Raw genomic sequence first — 16,911 nt, 5'->3', positions numbered from 1 at the left:
AGTAAATCTGAGCTGACTACCAGCTTTTTTAGCAGTTAAGAAGGATTTAACCTTCTTAACTGTATAAATGCAACTAGGGCTTTTACCATAAAGGAAAGGCCGAAGATAGACGATGGATAAAATCGTACACTAAAAGGGAGGTAGGCCCCTTGCTGGATGTAAATAATTTTGAGTATATGAAAATCGGTTTAGCTTCATCAGAGAAAATCCGTTCCTGGTCATATGGCGAGGTAAAAAAACCTGAAACAATTAATTATCGTACGTTGAAGCCTGAAAAAGACGGTCTGTTCTGTGAGCGGATTTTCGGGCCGCAGAAAGACTGGGAATGCCATTGTGGGAAATACAAGCGTGTACGCTATAAGGGTGTAGTCTGTGATCGTTGCGGTGTTGAAGTGACGAAGGCAAAAGTTCGCCGTGAACGTATGGGGCACCTTGAATTGGCGGCACCAGTATCACATATTTGGTATTTTAAAGGGATCCCAAGCCGTATGGGTCTTGTTTTAGATATGTCTCCACGCGCGTTGGAAGAAGTTATCTATTTTGCTGCGTATATCGTAACAGAATCAGGGGATACTCCTTTGGAGAAAAAACAGCTTTTATCAGAGAAAGAATACCGGGCGTATTATGATAAGTACGGTAAATCCTTTAAAGCCCAAATGGGTGCAGAAGCAATACGCAAGCTTTTGCAGGATATCGATCTTGATAAAGAAGTGGATGTTTTAAGAGAAGAATTAAAAACGGCGCAAGGGCAACGCAGAACCCGTGCAATTAAACGACTGGAAGTTATTGAATCATTCCGTAACTCAGGAAATGATACTTCCTGGATGGTTTTAGATGTATTACCGGTTATTCCACCAGAGATCAGACCGATGGTACAACTTGACGGCGGACGCTTTGCAACATCTGACTTAAACGACTTATACCGCCGTGTTATTAACCGTAACAACCGATTGAAAAGATTACTCGATCTCGGAGCGCCAAGTATTATCGTCCAAAACGAAAAACGTATGCTGCAGGAAGCGGTCGATGCGCTGATCGATAACGGTCGTCGTGGTCGTCCTGTTACAGGTCCTGGTAACAGACCACTAAAATCCTTGTCTCATATGTTGAAAGGGAAGCAAGGGCGCTTCCGTCAAAACTTGTTAGGGAAGCGTGTGGATTATTCCGGGCGTTCAGTTATTGTAGTCGGACCACATTTGAAAATGTACCAATGTGGTTTACCAAGAGAGATGGCACTTGAACTGTTTAAGCCTTTCATTATGAAAGAACTGGTAGAACGGGGAATTGCCCATAACATTAAATCTGCAAAACGGAAAATTGAACGGGTACACCCGGATGTCTGGGATGTATTGGAAGATGTAATCAAGGAACATCCGGTACTTCTAAACCGTGCACCAACCCTGCACAGATTAGGAATTCAGGCATTCGAACCTACGTTGGTAGAAGGTCGTGCCATTCGCCTGCACCCATTAGTATGTACAGCATATAATGCCGATTTTGACGGTGACCAAATGGCGGTACACGTTCCATTATCTGCAGAGGCTCAAGCAGAAGCTCGTATTCTAATGCTTGCAGCGCAAAACATTCTCAATCCTAAAGATGGTAAACCTGTTGTTACACCGTCACAGGATATGGTATTAGGAAACTATTACCTGACAATGGAGCGCGCGGGAGCTGTTGGTGAAGGAAGAGTGTTTAAAGATATAAATGAAGCATTGCTTTCCTACCAAAACGGATATGTACATCTGCACACCAGAGTTGCGGTACACGCGTCCAGCTTAAATAACAAAACATTTGGTGAAAAACAGCAGAACCAATTATTGCTGACAACCATTGGAAAATTGATTTTTAATGAAATATTGCCGGATTCTTTCCCATATATTAACGAACCGACACTAGAAAACCTGGAAATTAAAACACCTGATAAATATTTTCTGGAAAATGGAACAGACATTCAGGAAGAAATTAAAAAACAGGATGTTGTTAAACCATTTAAAAAAGGTTTTCTTGGGGATATCATCGCAGAAGTATTCAAACGCTTTAAAATCAGTGAAACTTCTAAAATGCTTGACCGTATGAAGGACCTTGGATTCAAATATTCAACAAGAGCCGGAATGACGGTTGGGGTTTCAGATATAGTAGTATTACCAGAAAAACAAGTGATTCTTGATGAATCGCAAGAAAAAGTTGATAAGGTACTGAAACAGTTCCGCCGTGGTCTGATTACAGATGAAGAGCGTTATGACCGAGTAATAGCAATCTGGTCACAGGCAAAAGATACAATTCAGGAAGAATTAATGCAATCCTTAAGTGAGAGAAACCCGATCTTCATGATGAGTGATTCCGGAGCGAGAGGTAACGCCTCGAACTTCACGCAGCTTGCTGGTATGCGTGGGTTGATGGCGAATCCAGCCGGGGAAATCATTGAATTACCGATCAAGTCAAGTTTCCGTGAAGGTTTAACCGTATTGGAATATTTCATTTCTACTCACGGTGCTCGTAAAGGACTTGCAGATACAGCGCTGAAAACCGCCGACTCTGGTTATCTGACAAGAAGGCTTGTTGACGTAGCACAGGATGTGATCGTACGTGAAGAAGATTGTGGAACCGACCGCGGTCTGACAGTTTCAGCTCTTACAGACGGAAACGAGCTAATCGAACCATTAATCGACCGGTTAATCGGACGTACTGCATTCCGTACAGTAAAACACCCTGAAACAGGTGAAATAATTATTGATAAGGACACAGTCATTTCTGAAGACCAGGCGAAACAGGTTGATGAAGCAGGTATTGAGGAAGTAGTTATCCGCACAGCCTTTACATGTAATACAAAACATGGCGTTTGTAAAAAATGCTACGGACGTAACCTGGCAACAGGTGCTGAAGTAGAAGTGGGCGAAGCAGTTGGTATCATTGCCGCACAATCTATCGGTGAGCCAGGTACACAGTTAACAATGCGTACATTCCACACAGGTGGGGTTGCCGGTGACGATATCACACAAGGTTTGCCGCGTATCCAGGAAATTTTCGAAGCGCGTCATCCGAAAGGGCAAGCGGTTATTACTGAAATGTACGGTACTGTTCAGGAAATTAAGGAAGTTAAGGATAAGCAGGAAATCGTTATTCAAGGCGATGTGGAACAGCGCTCATACCCGGTTCCATATAATGCACGTGTGAAGGTAATGGTTGGTGACGAAGTAATTGCAGGCCAGGCACTTACAGAAGGTTCTATCGATCCGAAAGATCTTCTGCGTGTTCAAGGGGTAGAAGGCGTCCAGGACTATCTGCTTAAAGAAGTGCAAAAAGTATACCGCATGCAAGGTGTTGAAATTGGTGACAAACACGTGGAAGTAATGGTTCGTCAAATGATGCGTAAAATTCGCGTGGTTGACGCTGGAGAGACAGATGTACTTCCGGGATCCTTACTTGAACTGCACCAATTCAGAGATGCTAACCACAAAGTGTTAAATAATGGACAGCAGCCTGCAACAGGGAAGCCTGTATTGCTTGGTATTACGAAGGCGTCATTGGAAACAGATTCCTTCTTATCTGCAGCATCATTCCAGGAAACAACCCGTGTCCTGACAGATGCAGCGATTAAAGGGAAACGTGATGAGCTATTAGGACTTAAAGAAAATGTAATTATCGGTAAGCTCGTACCAGCAGGAACAGGAATGCAGCAATACCGAAATGTGGAATCAGATTTGGATGAACCTGTAGAAGAGAAAGATGAAACAGAAGAAACAGTTCAGTAATTAAAAAAGGTCCCGGCTCTTGCGTGAGATTAGTCAAACGTTATAATGTCAGCCTTTTTAATAACACAGTTTCATTTAAGTTTTCTAAGAGTCTTAAAGAATGTGATGGACAGAGATAGAATCAACAAGTGATAAATTCAGAAGCACCAAAAAAATAATATTCTATATTGACATTAAATGATCCGGGTGATAGAATACTTAAGGTGCTTCTGATATACTTGTTACTTTGGAGGATATAGAGGAATGTCTTATGAAAAAGTGACTCAAGTTCAATCACGCATAATTATTGGAACTAAACAAACACTTAAAGCTATGAAGAATGCTGAAATAAGTGAAGTGTTTATTGCTGATGATGCTGACAGGCAAATAACACAAAAAGTTGCAAGTTTTGCAAAAGAAAAGAACATACCATGCAAACGGGTAGATTCAATGGAAAAACTCGGGAACGCTTGTGGTATAGAAGTTGGAGCATCCACTGTAGCAATAAAACAACAGTAGTTTTGGCGGGGACACCGCGAAGGCTTTGTTTTTGCTCAAAAATGAACCACCTGGAAGTGTGGCATTACAAAAGCTTGAATGCGGGTGACTGCCAGGACTCATTTTTGAAACTTAAATATGGATAAAGGAAAGGAGGAAACATTCATGCCTACTATTAATCAACTAGTACGTAAAGGTCGCGTGAACAAACCTAAGAAGTATGACTCTCCAGCACTTAACAGAGGGTATAACAGCTTTAAAAAGAAAATTACAAAGCAGAATTCTCCACAAAAACGTGGTGTTTGTACTCGTGTTGGTACGCTGACACCGAAGAAACCAAACTCTGCACTTCGTAAATATGCCCGTGTACGTTTGTCAAACAACATGGAAGTAACTGCATATATCCCTGGAATCGGACACAATTTGCAGGAGCACAGTGTTGTACTGTTGCGCGGAGGTCGTGTGAAAGACTTACCTGGGGTGCGTTACCATATCGTTCGTGGTGCACTTGACACTGCAGGTGTTGAAGGACGCGCGCAAGGACGTTCTAAATACGGAACAAAAAGACCTAAAAAGAAGTAAGCTTTGAACCCAATAAATAGATAGGAAAGGAGGGGGACATATGCCACGTAAAGGACCAGTACCTAAACGCGATGTCTTGCCGGATCCACTTTATAATTCAAAATTAGTAACTCGTTTAATCAATCAAATCATGATTGACGGTCAACGAGGGAAAGCACAAAAGATTTTATATAATGCTTTCACACTTATAAGTGAACGCAGTGGACAAAACGCGATGGAAGTATTTGAACAGGCTATGAAAAACGTTATGCCGGTACTTGAGGTTCGGGCTCGCCGTGTAGGTGGCTCAAACTACCAGGTTCCAATGGAAGTTCGCCCTGAACGCCGTCAGGCTCTAGCTTTACGTTATATCGTTAACTACTCACGCCTGCGCGGAGAAAAGACGATGGAAGAACGTCTTGCTAACGAAATCCTGGATGCTTCTAACAATACAGGAGCTTCAGTGAAAAAACGAGAAGAATTGCATAAAATGGCTGAAGCCAACAAAGCATTTGCACACTATCGCTGGTAGAATAAACCTAATACAAGCTTTCAAGAGGAAGGAGAAGAATACATGGCTAGAGAGTTCTCCTTGGAAAAGACGCGTAATATTGGTATTATGGCGCACATTGATGCAGGTAAAACCACTACTACTGAGCGTATTCTTTTCTACACAGGACGTATTCATAAAATTGGCGAAACACATGAAGGTGCTTCGCAGATGGACTGGATGGAGCAGGAGCAAGAGCGCGGGATTACCATTACATCCGCAGCAACAACTGCTTCTTGGAAAGACCATCGTATAAACATCATTGACACACCTGGACACGTAGACTTCACTGTAGAGGTTGAACGTTCACTAAGGGTACTTGATGGTGCGGTAACTGTTCTTGATGCACAATCAGGTGTAGAACCGCAAACGGAAACAGTATGGCGCCAGGCTACTACGTATGGTGTCCCAAGAATTGTATTCATTAACAAAATGGATAAAGTTGGCGCGGATTTCGAATACGCTACAAGCACACTTACTGACCGTCTTGGAGCCAATGCTCACCCTGTTCAGCTGCCAATTGGTGCTGAGGACCAATTTGAAGGGATTATTGACCTAATTACAATGGAAGCATTTTATTATGAGGATGACTTAGGTACACGTGCATCTGCTCGTGAAATCCCTGCAGAATATAAGGAAAAAGCTGATGAGCTGCGTGCAAGCCTGGTTGAAGCAGTATCCGAACTTGATGAAGACTTGATGATGAAGTTCTTGGAAGGGGAAGAGGTCTCCAACGAGGAACTGAAGAAGGTTATTCGTCAGGCAACATTGGATGTTGAATTCTATCCGGTATTCTGCGGTTCAGCATTTAAAAACAAAGGTGTACAATTAGTACTTGATGGTGTAATTGACTACCTTCCTGCACCAACCGACGTTGCAGCGATTGAAGGTATCATCCCTGGTACAGAAGAAGAAGTCACTCGCCCGTCAGATGATAAAGCACCATTCTCAGCTTTAGCCTTTAAGGTAATGACGGATCCATATGTTGGTAAATTAACATTCTTCCGCGTATACTCCGGAACCTTAGATTCTGGTTCATATGTGAAAAACTCTGTGAAGGATAAACGTGAACGTGTGGGACGTATCCTGCAAATGCACGCAAACTCCCGTGAAGAAGTCTCCACTGTATATAGTGGTGAGATTGCTGCAGCGGTTGGTTTAAAAGACACTTCTACAGGGGATACACTATGTGGAGAGAAAGATCTGGTAATCCTGGAATCCATGGAATTCCCTGAGCCGGTTATTTCTGTCGCTATTGAACCTAAAACAAAGGCCGACCAGGATAAAATGGGTATTGCCTTAGGTAAACTTGCCGAAGAAGACCCAACCTTTAAAACAGAAACAAATGTTGAAACTGGTCAAACAATCATCTCTGGTATGGGTGAACTTCACCTTGATGTCATTGTCGATCGTTTGAAACGCGAATTCAAAGTAGAAGCAAATGTGGGTGCACCACAGGTTGCCTATCGTGAAACATTCCGTCAAACTGCTGAAGTCGAAGGGAAATTCGTACGTCAGTCTGGTGGACGCGGGCAATATGGTCACGTGTGGGTTAAATTCGAACCGAACGAAGAAGGCGCCGGCTTTGAATTTATCAACAAAATCGTCGGTGGTGTTATACCACGTGAATATATTCCTTCAGTTGAAGCTGGTATTAAAGAAGCAACTGAAAATGGTGTATTAGCTGGTTACCCGCTAATTGATGTTAAAGCAACACTCTATGATGGAAGCTACCATGATGTTGACTCTAACGAGATGGCATTTAAAGTTGCTGGATCCATGGCTTTGAAAGCTGCAAAAACAAAAGCGCAGCCGGTTATCCTTGAGCCGATGGTGAAAGTTGAAATCGTCATTCCTGAGGAATACATGGGTGATATTATGGGTGATGTAACTTCCCGTCGTGGACGCGTGGAAGGCATGGAAGCACGTGGTAATTCACAACTTGTAAAAGGTTTTGTACCATTATCTGAGATGTTTGGCTATGCAACAGCATTGCGTTCAAACACTCAAGGTCGCGGAACTTACACCATGACTTTTGATCACTATGAAGAAGTACCAAAAAGTATTTCTGAAGAAATTATCAAGAAAAATTCTGGTGAATAATTGATTTTTTCCTGAATCTAAAGTATAACTTTCAGTAAAGGCTAAAAGATAATCCCAGAAATTATTTCTTAGCTGAAAATAAATGAAAAACACTTTTGTATATTTAAAGGAGGAACTATAAATGGGTAAAGAAAAATTTGATCGTTCGAAAAGTCACGTTAACATTGGAACAATTGGACACGTTGACCATGGTAAAACTACATTAACTGCTGCAATCACAACAGTTATGCACAAGAAATCCGGTAAAGGTTCTGCAATGGCTTATGACCAAATTGATGGTGCACCGGAAGAAAAAGAACGTGGAATTACAATTGCAACATCTCACGTAGAATATGAAACTGACACTCGTCACTATGCACACGTTGACTGTCCAGGTCACGCTGACTATGTTAAAAACATGATCACTGGTGCTGCACAAATGGACGGTGCGATCTTGGTAGTATCTGCTGCTGATGGTCCAATGCCACAAACTCGTGAGCACATCCTGCTCTCTAAAAACGTTGGGGTACCTTCTATCGTTGTCTTCCTTAACAAAACAGACATGGTAGACGATGAAGAACTATTAGAATTAGTAGAAATGGAAGTTCGTGATCTATTAACAGAATACGATTTCCCTGGTGATGATGTACCAGTTATCAAAGGTTCTGCATTAAAAGCTATCGAAGGCGATGCAGACTATGAAGAAAGAATCGTTGAGTTAATGGCAGCTGTTGATGAGTACATTCCTACTCCAGAGCGCGACAAAGAAAAACCATTCATGATGCCAGTTGAGGACGTATTCTCAATTACTGGTCGTGGTACGGTTGCAACAGGCCGTGTTGAACGTGGTGAAGTTAAAGTTGGAGATGAAATTGAAATCATCGGTCTTGCTGAAGATAAAACTAAATCAACTGTAACAGGTGTAGAAATGTTCCGTAAGCTTCTTGACTATGCTGAAGCTGGTGACAACATTGGAGCATTGTTACGTGGTGTTGCACGTGAAGATATTAACCGTGGCCAAGTTTTGGCAAAGCCTGGTTCAATTACTCCACATACAAACTTCAAAGCTGAAGTTTATGTATTATCAAAAGAAGAAGGTGGACGTCACACTCCATTCTTCGGTAACTATCGCCCACAGTTTTACTTCCGTACAACTGATGTAACTGGAGTTATCACACTTCCAGAAGGTGTAGAAATGGTTATGCCTGGCGACAACGTAGAAATGACTGTAGAATTAATTGCACCAATCGCAATTGAAGACGGAACTCGTTTCTCAATTCGTGAAGGTGGACGCACAGTAGGTTCAGGTGTTGTAACTACTATCGAAAAATAATAGAAATTCTATTAAAGAAAGGACGGCGTACAACGCTGTCCTTTTTTTATATCATGTATGATAAGAAACCAACATGGCGACTAAGAGCATGCCGTCACCATCTTTAGTGAAAACAGCTAATTTAACCAGAATCCTGTTCTCTAAAAGATAAGGGAGTCCAGTTAGCCCCATTAAAAAATGTTGCTGTTTGACACAAAAACGATAAAAGACGAAGTAACTTGAAATGAGGTCGATGCTTTTACCCGCTGCGGAAATACACTACGCTTTCCGCGGGCGGCTGGTGAGCCTCCTCATGCTGTCGCACTGCGGGGGCTCACCGATGCCTTTCTCCCGCTGGAGTCTCCGTGTATTTCCTTCGCTGGTTAGATGCTCCCGCAACTTCATAAAACACTTATATTAGCCTAATTATATAACAAACATAGTCATGCACTCTTAAGATGGTTGATTGGAGCGGAGGAGCATTGACTCCTGCGGGAAAAGCAACAGCTGAAGATCCCGCAGGAAGTGGTTTTGCTTCCGAGGAAGCTGAAGCGTTGCCCTAAGGTGCGCAACGGTCCGCAGCGGAAATCAACCCAGCAGTTACGTCGTCTTTTATATCAACTGCAACGTTAAAGGCCAATCAGAAAAAGGTGTAAACTTGGTTGCTTGGTTGATGGTGGTTATACTAAATAACTTTCCCTGTTCTAATAACAGCTGTTTTCAAACAAAGTGGTTTAAAACCAAGTCGTGCAAAGGAGCTATTGAAGGTTGGAGAGAAGCTCCCTCATCGCGAGCCTCGGTCATAGAGCTATTAAATGGTCAGTTGAAAGTGCTTTTTAGCCCTGTTAAAAGTTCGATACTATGCTAAAATCATAAAGTTATTCATGATTAATGAAAAAAATCAATTCTCCCCTTGCAATTAAGGGGATAAGTATGTATAATACATTGATGTGCAATCACTTTGTAATCAAAAAAAGGTGTTGCATTGGCTGACATTTTTCTATATAATATTAATGTTGGTCATTTTAAGGCGATGAAGCAGAAGGTTGTTGGCACACCCGGCCCCTTTGCCATGGCGGGTTGTCTAGAAATTTCTGTGGAGAATGTCTATAATAATATGGGCGAGAAGGAGGGAAAATAATGGCAAAAGAAAAGATTAGAATTCGTTTAAAGGCATATGATCATCGTGTTTTAGATCAATCTGCTGAAAAAATCGTAGATACTGCGAAGCGTTCCGGAGCAGGTGTTTCAGGACCGATTCCATTACCTACAGATAAATCTGTCTATACTGTATTGCGTGCGGTGCACAAATACAAAGACTCACGTGAACAATTCGAAATGCGTACACATAAACGCTTGATCGATATTGTTAGTCCTACACCACAGACAGTTGATTCGTTAATGCGTCTTGACTTACCATCTGGTGTGGATATTGAAATTAAATTATAAAAGTATTGTTAAATATAGGAGGTGTAACGGATGGCGAAAGGAATCTTAGGTCGTAAAATCGGCATGACTCAGCTATTCTCTGAAACAGGAGAGCTAACCCCTGTTACAGTTATTCAGGCTGAGCCAAATGTAGTATTACAGAAAAGAACACTGGAAAATGATGGCTACGAGGCACTACAAATCGGTTTTGCAGATGAAAAGGAATCACGTACAAACAAAGCGGAAAAAGGTCATGCTGAAAAAGCGGGCACTAGCCCTAAGCGCTACGTTCGTGAAATCCGTAACGCAGATCTTGATGCACACGAAATTGGTCAAGAAATCAGCGTTGATGTTTTCGAGGCTGGAGAAAAAATTGATGTAACAGGAACAACAAAAGGTAAAGGATTCCAGGGCGCTATCAAGCGTCACAATCAAAACCGCGGTCCATCTACCCATGGGTCACACTTTCATAGAAGCCCAGGTTCAGTTGGGATGGCAGCAGATCCGGCGCGTGTTTTCAAAGGGCAGAAATTGCCAGGCCAAATGGGATCTGAACAGGTAACAATTAAAAACCTTGAAGTAGTTAATGTAGATTCAGAGCGTAATCTACTATTAGTTAAAGGTAATGTTCCTGGTGCAAAAAAATCATTCGTAAAAATCACGAGTGCATTACAGGCTAACTAATCACATAAATGAAGGGAGGATATGTCATGCCTACAGTAGCACTATTAAAACAAGACGGTTCACACGCTGGGGATGTGGAATTAAACGATTCCGTTTTCGGCATCGAACCAAACACACATGTTTTACATGAAGCGGTTGTAATGCAGCGCGCATCATTAAGACAAGGTACACACGCTGTTAAAAACCGCTCAGAAGTACGTGGCGGTGGTCGTAAACCATGGCGTCAAAAAGGGACTGGGCGCGCACGTCAAGGTTCTATCCGTTCTCCGCAATGGGTTGGCGGCGGAACTGTATTTGGCCCAACTCCACGCAGCTATAGTTATAAGTTGCCTAAGAAAGTACGTCGTTTAGCTCTTAAGTCTGCACTTTCTTCTAAAGTAAAAGAAGAAAACCTGGTAGTTTTGGATAGTTTAGCAATCGATGTGCCTAAAACGAAAGAAGTAATTAAGATGCTCGACGCACTAAATGTTGAAACAAAAACATTAATCGTCACTGCTGACAAAGACGAAGCAGTTATCCGTTCAGCTAATAACCTTCAAACAGTTAATGTAATGACTGTAGAAGAACTGAATGTACTTGACTTGCTTACGCATGACAAGCTGATCGTAACGAAAGATGCAGCTGAAAAAGCAGGGGAGGTGCTTGCATAATGAAAGATCCACGTGATATTATTAAGCGCCCTGTCATCACAGAGCATTCCGCTGATTTGATGGCAGATAAAAAATATACGTTTGAAGTTTATCCAAAAGCAAACAAAACAGAGATTAAAGCTGCTGTTGAATTGGTTTTTGGTGTGAAGGTAATAAATGTAAATACAATGAATATTAAAGGTAAATTTAAGCGAATGGGACGTTACGGTGGTTACCGTGCAGACCGCAAGAAAGCTATCGTACAGCTTTCTGAAGACAGCGATGAGCTGGAATTCTTTGAGGCTTAATAAAAAATTCGCGAAGGAGGGAAAACAAGATGGCGATTAAAAAATTCAAACCAACGTCAAATGGAAGACGTAATATGTCAACAGCTGATTTTAGCGAAATCACTACAGATACACCGGAAAGCTCCCTGTTATCTCCACTGCACAAGCGCGGCGGACGTAATAACCAAGGGAAGTTAACAGTTCGTCATCATGGCGGCGGTCATAAGCGTCAGTACCGTATTATCGACTTCAAACGTGATAAAGATGGTATACCTGGACGCGTTGCTACAATTGAATATGACCCTAACCGTACAGCTAACATTGCATTAATTCATTATGCTGACGGAGAAAAACGTTACATCCTTGCTCCAAAAGGATTAAAAGTAGGGCAAGAAATAAAATCTGGTGCTGATGCGGATATCAAGTTAGGTAACGCACTTCAACTTGTAAACATTCCAATCGGTACAATCGTTCATAATATTGAATTGAAACCAGGCCGTGGCGGACAGCTCGCTCGTTCTGCCGGTGCAGAAGCACAGATTCTTGGACGTGAAGGTAAATACTCATTAGTTCGTTTAGCATCAGGAGAAGTTCGTCTCGTACTTTCAACTTGCCGCGCATCTATAGGTCAGGTTGGTAACATTGAAAATGAACTTATTCGCGTTGGTAAAGCAGGACGTTCCCGATGGAAGGGCGTGCGCCCAACTGTACGTGGTTCTGTTATGAACCCGAACGATCACCCGCATGGTGGTGGTGAAGGACGCGCACCAATCGGACGTGTATCACCAATGTCACCTTGGGGCAAACCAACACTTGGTAAGAAAACCCGTACACGTAACAAACCAACAGATAAGTATATTGTTCGAAAACGTAAAAAATAAACTTATGTAATTGACGGGAAACACCCGTCTCTCAACCAGGGAAGGAGGTTTATCCATGGGTCGTAGTTTAAAAAAGGGACCTTTTGCAGATGACCACTTAATGAATAAAATCGAGAATTTAAATGAAACGGATAAAAAACAAGTTGTAAAAACCTGGTCACGCCGTTCAACGATTTTCCCTACTTTTGTTGGTCATACAATTGCTGTATATGATGGGCGTAAACACGTACCAGTATATATCACAGAAGATATGGTCGGACATAAATTAGGTGAATTTGCGCCAAGCCGTACGTACAGAGGACACGGCGGCGATGACAGGAAAACAAAACGCTAATGAGAGGAGGCATTCAACATGCAAGCTAAAGCCGTTGCGAAATCAGTTCGCATTGCTCCTCGTAAAGTACGATTAGTCGTTGATTTAATTCGAGGAAAAAATGTTGGCGAAGCAGTTGCAATTTTACGTCATACACAACGTGGTGCTTCTCCGGTTGTAGAAAAAGTTCTAAACTCTGCAATCGCAAATGCAGAACACAACTATGAAATGGATTCAGATAATCTGGTCATTTCAGAGGCATATGTAAATGAAGGTGCTACATTGAAACGTTTCCGTCCACGTGCTCAAGGACGTGCAAGTAAAATAAATAAACGCACAAGCCATGTAACAGTGGTTGTAACAGAAAAGAAGGAGGGATAGTCAGTGGGTCAAAAAGTAAATCCAACAGGTCTTCGCGTAGGCATCATTAAAGACTGGGAGTCAAAATGGTATGCTGGTAAAGACTATGCAGACTTACTACATGAAGATATTAAAATCAGAGAATATCTTGAAAACCGCTTGCGCACAGCTGCTGTTTCTTCTATCGATATCGAACGTGCAGCAAATCGTGTAAACATTACAATTCATACTGGTAAACCAGGTATGGTAATCGGTAAAGGCGGTTCTGAAGTAGAAGCTCTACGTAAATCATTGAACAGTTTGACTGGCAAACGTGTTCACATCAATATTGTTGAAATCAAGAAGGTTGACCTTGACGCAACTTTGGTTGCTGAAAATATTGCTCGTCAATTAGAAAATCGTATTTCATTCCGTCGTGCTCAAAAACAAACAATTCAACGTGCAATGCGCGGAGGAGCTAAAGGAATTAAAACTCAAGTTTCCGGACGTCTGGGCGGCACAGATATCGCTCGTGCGGAACATTACAGCGAAGGTACAGTACCACTACACACTTTACGTGCTGATATAGATTTCGGTACAGCAGAAGCTGACACTACTTATGGTAAATTAGGTGTCAAAGTGTGGATCTACCGTGGAGAAGTCCTTCCAACTAAATCAAACAAATAAGGAAGGGGGCAGCGCGTTATGTTAATGCCTAAACGTGTGAAATATCGTAGACAACATCGTGGAAAAATGAGAGGCCAAGCAAAAGGTGGAACTACAGTAGCTTTTGGTGAGTACGGTCTACAAGCTGTAGAGGCTTCATGGATTACAAGTCGTCAAATTGAAGCTGCTCGTATTGCAATGACTCGTTACATGAAACGTGGCGGTAAAGTCTGGATTAAAATCTTTCCAGATAAACCCTATACTGCAAAACCCCTGGAAGTCCGCATGGGTTCCGGTAAGGGTGCTCCTGAAGGATGGGTAGCAGTAGTGAAGCCAGGAAAAATTCTGTTTGAAGTCGCAGGTGTACCTGAGGAAGTTGCACGTGAATCGTTGCGTCTTGCAGCTCACAAACTGCCGATTAAAACAAAATTTGTAAAACGTGAAGAAATTGGTGGTGAAATCAATGAAGGCTAATGAAATCAGAGAACTAACCACTGCCGAAATTGAACAAAAAGTTAAATCATTAAAAGAAGAATTATTTAATTTACGCTTTCAGCTTGCAACTGGTCAATTGGAAAACACTGCACGCCTTCGTGAGGTTAGAAAGTCAATTGCTCGTATGAAAACTGTTGTACGTCAACGGGAATTAAGTGTAAATAACTGATCCTAGAGAGGAGGCAAGCCTCAAATGACTGAACGTAATAATCGTAAAGTATATTCAGGCCGTGTCGTTTCAGACAAGATGGATAAAACAATCACTGTATTAGTTGAAACCTACAAGTTTCATAAATTATACGGAAAACGTGTTAAAGACTCTAAAAAATTAAAAGTTCATGATGAAAACAACCAGGCGAAAAACGGAGACGTTGTTCGCGTTATGGAAACTCGTCCGCTGTCAGCAACCAAACACTTCCGTCTGGTTGAAGTCGTTGAAGAATCGGTAATTATATAAATTAAGTTCGCTCGGAAGGTATCCGAAGGGAGGTCACAGTGTTATGATTCAACAGGAATCTCGTTTAAAAGTTGCAGATAACTCTGGTGCTCGTGAAGTATTGACTGTTAAAGTATTAGGCGGCTCAGGACGCAAAACGGCTAATATTGGTGATGTAGTTGTTTGCACTGTCAAACAAGCAACACCAGGGGGCGTTGTCAAAAAAGGTGAAGTTGTCAAAGCTGTCATCGTACGTTCTAAATCTGGTGCGCGCCGTAAAGACGGGTCATACATTCGTTTTGATGAAAATGCAGCAGTAATCGTCCGTGATGATAAAAGTCCAAGAGGAACTCGTATTTTTGGACCTGTCGCACGTGAGTTACGTGATGCAAAATTCATGAAAATCGTATCTCTAGCCCCAGAAGTTTTATAAACAGTAAAAACCTGTCAAGGAGGTGCGTTAAGCATGCATGTAAAAAAAGGTGATAAAGTAAAAGTATTATCCGGTAAAGACCGTGGTAAAGAGGGCGTTATTTTAGAAGCATACCCGAAGAAGGAACGTGTTCTTGTAGAAGGAATTAATATCGTTAAAAAACACGCAAAACCTTCCCAGGATAACCCTCAAGGTGGAATCCTCGATATCGAAGGATCAATCCATGTTTCTAATGTATTGCCAATAGATCCAAAATCCGGTGAGCCAACTCGTGTTGGGTATGAAGTACGTGATGGAAAGAAAGTCCGTATCGCTAAAAAATCCGGAGAAGTATTAGATAAATAATTTTCAGGCGAAAGGAGGGCACTCGTGATGAATGAACTCAAGCAAAAATACCAAGATGAAATAACATCATCCTTGATGAATAAATTCAATTATGAATCTGTAATGCAAGTACCATCCGTTGAGAAAATTGTAATCAACATGGGTGTTGGTGACGCAGTTCAAAATTCCAAAGCATTGGATAGCGCTGTTGAAGAGCTTGCACTAATTTCCGGTCAAAAACCTGTTGTTACTCGTGCGAGAAAATCAATTGCTGGTTTTCGCCTTCGTGAAGGAATGCCGATCGGTGCAAAAGTAACACTTCGCGGTGAGCGTATGTACGAATTCCTACAAAAGCTTATTGCAGTATCACTTCCACGTGTACGTGATTTTCGTGGTATCTCAAAAAAAGCTTTTGATGGTCGTGGCAACTACACATTAGGTGTCAAAGAACAATTGATTTTCCCGGAAATTAACTATGATAAAGTAAATAAGGTTCGTGGTATGGACGTTGTTATTGTTACATCTTCCAATACGGACGAAGAGGCACGTGAACTTTTAGCTCAACTTGGCATGCCTTTCCAAAAATAAGCGTCTGAGCTAATATAAGGAGGGAAAATTGTGGCTAGAAAATCAATGATTGCGAAACAAAAACGTCCGCAAAAGTTCAAAGTTCAAGAATATACTCGTTGTGAACGTTGTGGTCGCCCACATTCCGTAATTCGTAAATTTAAACTTTGCCGTATTTGTTTCCGTGAACTTGCCTATAAAGGTCAAATTCCTGGTGTCAAAAAAGCAAGCTGGTAAACCCCGATTCGGGAAGGAGGTAATGATTAATGGTTATGACAGATCCAATCGCAGATATGCTGACTCGTATTCGTAATGCTAACATGGTGCGCCATGAAAAATTGGAGCTTCCTGCTTCTAAAATGAAACAAGAGATCGCTGATATCCTCAAACGTGAAGGATTCGTATCAGATTATGAATTTGTAGAGGACAACAAACAAGGTGTTCTGCGTATTTTCCTTAAGTACGGTACAAATGATCAACGTGTAATAACAGGTGTCAAACGTATTAGTAAACCAGGACTGCGTGTCTATGCTAAAGCTGCAGAAGTACCTCGTGTGCTTAATGGTTTAGGTATAGCTATCGTTTCAACATCCAATGGAGTGTTATCTGACAAAGAAGCACGTTCTCAAGCTGTTGGTGGCGAAGTTCTTGCATATGTTTGGTAATTAACATTTTTTGATGAGGAGGTGCAT

At 41.8% G+C, this 16,911-nt stretch carries 23 protein-coding genes; all 23 read left to right on the top strand.

Translation table 11 applies throughout. The features are described from left to right. Nucleotides 1-149 precede the first annotated feature (149 nt). The 23 genes from rpoC to rpsH all read left to right on the top strand — a co-directional run bounded on the left by rpoC (nucleotide 150) and on the right by rpsH (nucleotide 16,884). Nucleotides 150-3,755: a DNA-directed RNA polymerase subunit beta' gene (gene rpoC, locus ACZ427_RS16820; protein ID WP_461179974.1), complete on the top strand. Its 3,606-nt coding sequence runs from the start codon at nucleotides 150-152 to the stop codon at nucleotides 3,753-3,755. 243 nt (nucleotides 3,756-3,998) lie between these two features. Continuing rightward, complete coding sequence (locus ACZ427_RS16815) at nucleotides 3,999-4,253, top strand: 50S ribosomal protein L7ae-like protein (RefSeq protein WP_461179975.1); 255 nt, start codon at nucleotides 3,999-4,001, stop codon at nucleotides 4,251-4,253. A 144-nt stretch (nucleotides 4,254-4,397) separates the two neighbouring features. Beyond that, nucleotides 4,398-4,814: a 30S ribosomal protein S12 gene (gene rpsL / locus ACZ427_RS16810; protein ID WP_461179976.1), complete on the top strand. Its 417-nt coding sequence runs from the start codon at nucleotides 4,398-4,400 to the stop codon at nucleotides 4,812-4,814. 40 nt (nucleotides 4,815-4,854) lie between these two features. Then, nucleotides 4,855-5,325, top strand: a complete 471-nt coding sequence (gene rpsG / locus ACZ427_RS16805) for a 30S ribosomal protein S7 (protein ID WP_461179977.1) — start codon at nucleotides 4,855-4,857, stop codon at nucleotides 5,323-5,325. 42 nt (nucleotides 5,326-5,367) lie between these two features. Continuing rightward, nucleotides 5,368-7,446 carry an elongation factor G gene (gene fusA / locus ACZ427_RS16800; RefSeq protein WP_461179978.1) on the top strand — a complete coding sequence of 693 codons (2,079 nt, stop codon included), beginning with the start codon at nucleotides 5,368-5,370 and terminating at the stop codon, nucleotides 7,444-7,446. A gap of 121 nt (nucleotides 7,447-7,567) precedes the next feature. Continuing rightward, the gene (gene tuf / locus ACZ427_RS16795; protein WP_461179979.1) at nucleotides 7,568-8,758 is read left to right on the top strand and encodes an elongation factor Tu; all 1,191 of its coding nucleotides are present in this window, start codon (nucleotides 7,568-7,570) and stop codon (nucleotides 8,756-8,758) included. Nucleotides 8,759-9,722: 964 nt separating this feature from the next. Further along, the gene (locus ACZ427_RS16790; RefSeq protein ID WP_461179980.1) at nucleotides 9,723-9,878 is read left to right on the top strand and encodes a hypothetical protein; all 156 of its coding nucleotides are present in this window, start codon (nucleotides 9,723-9,725) and stop codon (nucleotides 9,876-9,878) included. Then, entirely contained in the window at nucleotides 9,878-10,186 is a 309-nt protein-coding gene (rpsJ, locus tag ACZ427_RS16785; protein WP_461179981.1) for a 30S ribosomal protein S10, read from the top strand. Before ACZ427_RS16790 ends, rpsJ begins: the two co-directional genes overlap by 1 nt. Nucleotides 10,187-10,216: 30 nt before the next feature. Continuing rightward, nucleotides 10,217-10,849 carry a 50S ribosomal protein L3 gene (gene rplC, locus ACZ427_RS16780; protein WP_461179982.1) on the top strand — a complete coding sequence of 211 codons (633 nt, stop codon included), beginning with the start codon at nucleotides 10,217-10,219 and terminating at the stop codon, nucleotides 10,847-10,849. Nucleotides 10,850-10,875: 26 nt separating this feature from the next. Continuing rightward, complete coding sequence (gene rplD, locus ACZ427_RS16775; RefSeq protein ID WP_461179983.1) at nucleotides 10,876-11,499, top strand: 50S ribosomal protein L4; 624 nt, start codon at nucleotides 10,876-10,878, stop codon at nucleotides 11,497-11,499. Continuing rightward, nucleotides 11,499-11,786, top strand: coding sequence for a 50S ribosomal protein L23 (gene rplW, locus ACZ427_RS16770; protein ID WP_461179984.1), 288 nt, complete (start codon nucleotides 11,499-11,501; stop codon nucleotides 11,784-11,786). The genes rplD and rplW overlap by 1 nt, the downstream gene beginning before the upstream one ends. Before the next feature lie 29 nt (nucleotides 11,787-11,815). After that, nucleotides 11,816-12,646 (top strand): 50S ribosomal protein L2, encoded by an 831-nt coding sequence (gene rplB, locus ACZ427_RS16765; protein ID WP_461179985.1) that lies wholly within the window; start codon nucleotides 11,816-11,818, stop codon nucleotides 12,644-12,646. A 55-nt stretch (nucleotides 12,647-12,701) separates the two neighbouring features. Continuing rightward, the gene (rpsS, locus tag ACZ427_RS16760) at nucleotides 12,702-12,980 is read left to right on the top strand and encodes a 30S ribosomal protein S19 (RefSeq protein WP_461179986.1); all 279 of its coding nucleotides are present in this window, start codon (nucleotides 12,702-12,704) and stop codon (nucleotides 12,978-12,980) included. Between the two features lie 18 nt (nucleotides 12,981-12,998). Then, a complete protein-coding gene (gene rplV / locus ACZ427_RS16755; RefSeq protein WP_461179987.1) occupies nucleotides 12,999-13,340 on the top strand; it encodes a 50S ribosomal protein L22 in 342 nt (113 codons plus the stop codon). Between the two features lie 3 nt (nucleotides 13,341-13,343). Continuing rightward, nucleotides 13,344-13,985: a 30S ribosomal protein S3 gene (gene rpsC, locus ACZ427_RS16750; RefSeq protein WP_461179988.1), complete on the top strand. Its 642-nt coding sequence runs from the start codon at nucleotides 13,344-13,346 to the stop codon at nucleotides 13,983-13,985. Nucleotides 13,986-14,003: 18 nt separating this feature from the next. Next, nucleotides 14,004-14,438 carry a 50S ribosomal protein L16 gene (gene rplP / locus ACZ427_RS16745; RefSeq protein WP_461179989.1) on the top strand — a complete coding sequence of 145 codons (435 nt, stop codon included), beginning with the start codon at nucleotides 14,004-14,006 and terminating at the stop codon, nucleotides 14,436-14,438. After that, nucleotides 14,428-14,628 carry a 50S ribosomal protein L29 gene (gene rpmC, locus ACZ427_RS16740; protein WP_390298270.1) on the top strand — a complete coding sequence of 67 codons (201 nt, stop codon included), beginning with the start codon at nucleotides 14,428-14,430 and terminating at the stop codon, nucleotides 14,626-14,628. The genes rplP and rpmC overlap by 11 nt, the downstream gene beginning before the upstream one ends. 24 nt (nucleotides 14,629-14,652) lie before the next feature. Then, nucleotides 14,653-14,916, top strand: coding sequence for a 30S ribosomal protein S17 (rpsQ, locus tag ACZ427_RS16735; RefSeq protein ID WP_461179990.1), 264 nt, complete (start codon nucleotides 14,653-14,655; stop codon nucleotides 14,914-14,916). A 43-nt stretch (nucleotides 14,917-14,959) separates the two neighbouring features. Beyond that, nucleotides 14,960-15,328, top strand: coding sequence for a 50S ribosomal protein L14 (rplN, locus tag ACZ427_RS16730; RefSeq protein WP_461179991.1), 369 nt, complete (start codon nucleotides 14,960-14,962; stop codon nucleotides 15,326-15,328). 33 nt (nucleotides 15,329-15,361) lie between these two features. Then, nucleotides 15,362-15,673: a 50S ribosomal protein L24 gene (gene rplX / locus ACZ427_RS16725; RefSeq protein WP_461179992.1), complete on the top strand. Its 312-nt coding sequence runs from the start codon at nucleotides 15,362-15,364 to the stop codon at nucleotides 15,671-15,673. A 27-nt stretch (nucleotides 15,674-15,700) separates the two neighbouring features. After that, complete coding sequence (gene rplE / locus ACZ427_RS16720) at nucleotides 15,701-16,240, top strand: 50S ribosomal protein L5 (protein WP_461179993.1); 540 nt, start codon at nucleotides 15,701-15,703, stop codon at nucleotides 16,238-16,240. 30 nt (nucleotides 16,241-16,270) lie between these two features. Beyond that, the gene (locus ACZ427_RS16715) at nucleotides 16,271-16,456 is read left to right on the top strand and encodes a type Z 30S ribosomal protein S14 (protein ID WP_461179994.1); all 186 of its coding nucleotides are present in this window, start codon (nucleotides 16,271-16,273) and stop codon (nucleotides 16,454-16,456) included. Between the two features lie 29 nt (nucleotides 16,457-16,485). Then, nucleotides 16,486-16,884 carry a 30S ribosomal protein S8 gene (gene rpsH, locus ACZ427_RS16710; RefSeq protein WP_461179995.1) on the top strand — a complete coding sequence of 133 codons (399 nt, stop codon included), beginning with the start codon at nucleotides 16,486-16,488 and terminating at the stop codon, nucleotides 16,882-16,884. Nucleotides 16,885-16,911 lie beyond the last annotated feature (27 nt).

It is taken from the genome of Virgibacillus ainsalahensis, assembly GCF_055380755.1.
The sequence above is the reverse complement of the archived record's forward strand: the minus strand, read 5'-3'. Positions and strand labels throughout refer to the sequence as shown.